This is a genomic window from Butyricicoccus sp. AF35-5AC (genome assembly GCF_003477715.1).
GTDB classification, from domain to species: domain Bacteria; phylum Bacillota; class Clostridia; order Oscillospirales; family Butyricicoccaceae; genus Agathobaculum; species Agathobaculum butyriciproducens.
In genome coordinates this window covers 1-2,722 of sequence record NZ_QUDX01000032.1, presented here as the reverse complement: position 1 = coordinate 2,722, position 2,722 = coordinate 1, and the positions used below count along the sequence as shown (strand labels likewise).

The window sequence follows — 2,722 nt, the reverse complement described above, 5'->3', positions numbered from 1 at the left end:
GCATACAATGACATCGCTTGCTGCTGTAAATTATCGTTTATCTGCCTGTTCACCTCAATCTTTTCGTCGAGAGCGGACAGTAGTAAAACGTTTTTTTCCATTTCTGTTGTGTCGCGAATAGGAATCGGCATCTCCACAAGAGACTTTATATTTAAGGTAGGTTGTACTGTCGTATTGAGGTTCTGTTCGATGTATGATTGTCCGCATGGAGAATCAAAATAATACTTCACCCACTTTGACATAAGCTCATCCTCAATGTCTATAAGTGCTGTTGCCCTTACCAAATTACATCCTGCAAATGATTTTGGCACAATTGCTGTCTTTCCAATAGTTCCAACAACGCTTACAATCATTCTCCACCATGCAAGCGAGTGCGAGAGTATTTAGCTTCATTCTCACGGGCGGTCGTATCTAATTCTGAAGGAGATTTCAATCCTGAGATCAAATTGTTGACTTTAATTACAGGAACCCCATCTGGGACACTTTGACCTGGTTGCACAATCCCATATCCAATTTTCCGATTGACCATGCTCCCCAAAGGCTTGTATTCCATTTTTACCCATCCTATCCGATGTATTTTCTATGTGCCAGCTTCACATTCTGCTGTTTCACCATTGCATAATGCATGGTGGTGTCGATTTTCTGATGCCCTAAGAGCTGCTGGACTTGCTCTATGGGCATTCCTTTGTCTATGGCAGTAGTAGCCAGTGTGCGTCTGAACTTGTGAGGGTGAACCTTCGGAATGTTCAGGCGCTTTCCCAGTTCCCGAAGGCGTGTCTCCACTCCGCCGATCATCAAGCGGTCAAAGGGAGCTTTCAGGGAAACAAACAAAGCTGGGTTTTCATCCGTTCGCCCCTCAAGATAGTTTTGAAGGTGAATCTTCGTCCTTGCGTCAAAGTAGACCAATCGTTCCTTATTGCCCTTGCCGATAACCACACATTCGCGCTCGTTGAAGTTGATGTCCTCGCGGTTTAGCGTGACCAGTTCTCCAACACGCATTCCGGACGAAGCCAAAAGATCAATCATTGCCAAGTCTCGTGCCGTTTTGCAGTTATCGCGCATCAACTCCAACGCTTCATCGGTGTAGGTGTCCTTGACCACCTTTGCTGTTTTGACTTTATGGATCCGGCGCACCGGGCTTTTCACAATGAAATCCTCATCTTCAAGCCACGAGAAGAAGCTGGACAGAATCCGACGAATGTTGTCTATGGTCACTTTACTCGACCTTCGCTGAACCTGATAGTTGGTCAGATAGCGGCGCAAGTCATCTGTGGTGATCTGCTGCACAGCCTTTCTGACTCCGGCAGTCAGAGCCTCAATCGTCTTCCGGTAGTAGCTCAGGGTTTTCTCTGAGCAACCTTCGATCTGTTTTGCCGTGATAAATGCCTCGACTGCATCTGTTTCTTCTGCTGGAATTGAGCCACTATCATAGGTGATCGTTGCCCCAACTAATGTCTCAGTCATTGCATCCCGAAGGTGCATGAGCTGTTCGTTGTTGAGATATGGCAGCATTTTTTGCTGTATCTCCGTGATGAGTTGTTCTGTCATTGTCGCGTCTCCTTTCGAGGTAAGAGAACGACATTCAGTGGCAGTCCCTTTTGTAAAACTCTCGCCACTGGTGAGAGAAACCTATTTATCTGGTATTTGTGTGGATGACAGCTAATGAGTACACTTGTACTCGCCCATTATTCGTAATCCTCACTCGTCCATCCTTAACAAGATTTTTAACAATACGTGAGGTTGTGGCTTGTGATAATTTTACGTCCAATGAAATCTGCTTTAGCGTTACATTGCCGCAGGAGTCTATGTACCGCAACACTCGTTCCTCATTTCCTGTTCTGCTGCTCAAAAATCTCTGGTCGTTACCTTCAACAGCAATATAGCTTCTAAGAAATGCCAAGAAACGCGTTTGAAAGTGTGTGTTAACTTCGTCATGGAAGGCACCTTTAATGAACATATCAAGAGAACGCCAATTCTCTCCCGGATTCCCATTATTTACACAGTTCACTATGCCATTAAAGAGGCTTATCGCCTTAGTTGGCTTCTCATTCAACAGCGCCCAGTATAACGTATTATAATAATGTGGGATCCATCCTGCATCTATTGCCATATTTGTAAAGTTGATTATGTTTTCTGGCTCATTTAGAAAATCAAAATTAAAATATCGCATGACGCAAATGTCTTTACCGTTTATGTTTTCTCGAAAACAGTCAATTGGGTAGACATATGCTTCAATATCCTGAAACACCTCGTCGGTTAAGGCTATCCCAGCAGTTTTGATACTTCCCTCCATTAAATACGCATCTACATAAGCCTGACCAACAATCAAACCTTTTTGCAAGGAGGGAATTTCTCTCGCTTCGACCCTATCAAATTCACCCTTTGCAATAGCGCCTCGAATCAAAATACCGTTGTCTATGAATTCTCGTTGGCATATCTTCTCGACTAATGTAAGTAGTTGGGAGACAGCTTGTGTACTTGTATCACACGTATAAAGTATAAAGGAATCACTTACAATATATCCTTCTACCAATGTAGGACTCATGTTTTCCCACTGTTCAAAGGCAGTTGTAGAAAACCGTCCAATAAATGATTTTGCATCTTATTGTTTGAGTTTTTTCAACTTTTCCTTAAATCCCAATATATCAAGAAAGGCAACATACTTACTCATATTCAACCCCCATCTTGTTTTTTGCATTTTTCGGCTATAAACGATAATTTA

The 2,722-nt window shown here is 43.1% G+C and carries 4 protein-coding genes; all 4 read right to left on the bottom strand.

Annotated features, from left to right (window positions below):
* The coding region (locus tag DWZ82_RS14795; RefSeq protein ID WP_199667526.1) for a restriction endonuclease subunit S at positions 1 to 353 on the bottom strand (353 nt) is incomplete at its 3' end.
* Complete coding sequence (locus DWZ82_RS15025) at positions 350 to 553, bottom strand: hypothetical protein (RefSeq protein ID WP_147356958.1); 204 nt, start codon at positions 551 to 553, stop codon at positions 350 to 352. The genes DWZ82_RS15025 and DWZ82_RS14795, both read right to left, overlap by 4 nt.
* Positions 554 to 564: 11 nt before the next feature.
* Positions 565 to 1,548, bottom strand: coding sequence for a site-specific tyrosine recombinase/integron integrase (xerA, locus tag DWZ82_RS14790; RefSeq protein ID WP_118481401.1), 984 nt, complete (start codon positions 1,546 to 1,548; stop codon positions 565 to 567).
* A gap of 85 nt (positions 1,549 to 1,633) precedes the next feature.
* The gene (locus DWZ82_RS14785) at positions 1,634 to 2,533 is read right to left on the bottom strand and encodes a helix-turn-helix transcriptional regulator (RefSeq protein WP_158578134.1); all 900 of its coding nucleotides are present in this window, start codon (positions 2,531 to 2,533) and stop codon (positions 1,634 to 1,636) included.
* Positions 2,534 to 2,722 lie beyond the last annotated feature (189 nt).